The following is a 255-nucleotide window of genomic DNA, read 5'->3' as shown; positions in this document are numbered from 1 at the left end:
CGAGCTCTCCGATGATCACCGCCGCCATCAGGTAGCCCGAGATCACGAAAAATACGTCGACGCCGACAAAGCCGCCGCCAAAGCCAGCGATGCCTGCATGGTACAGAACCACCGGGAAAACCGCGAGGGCTCGAAGTCCGTCGATGTCGGCGCGATAGTTGAGCCGCTCTACCGGATGATGCCAGGATGACGGGGGTGGAGGAGCCGAGCGGCTCGATGCGAAGGCCATGTTCACTTACCCCTCCAACCCCGCCT

1 protein-coding gene is annotated in these 255 nt (G+C 62.4%); it reads right to left on the bottom strand.

The genetic code is table 11. From position 1 onward, the window contains the following. Positions 1 to 229, bottom strand: a 229-nt coding sequence (locus tag C7I85_RS31490; protein WP_342587330.1) for an acyltransferase family protein, incomplete at its 3' end; no start/stop codon positions are given. Positions 230 to 255: the final 26 nt, after the last annotated feature.

Origin of the sequence: Pseudaminobacter soli (ex Li et al. 2025), assembly GCF_003012705.1 — a bacterium.
GTDB lineage: Bacteria > Pseudomonadota > Alphaproteobacteria > Rhizobiales > Rhizobiaceae > Pseudaminobacter > Pseudaminobacter soli.
Note: the sequence above shows the minus strand (reverse complement) of the source record. Positions and strands in the feature narration are given on the sequence as shown.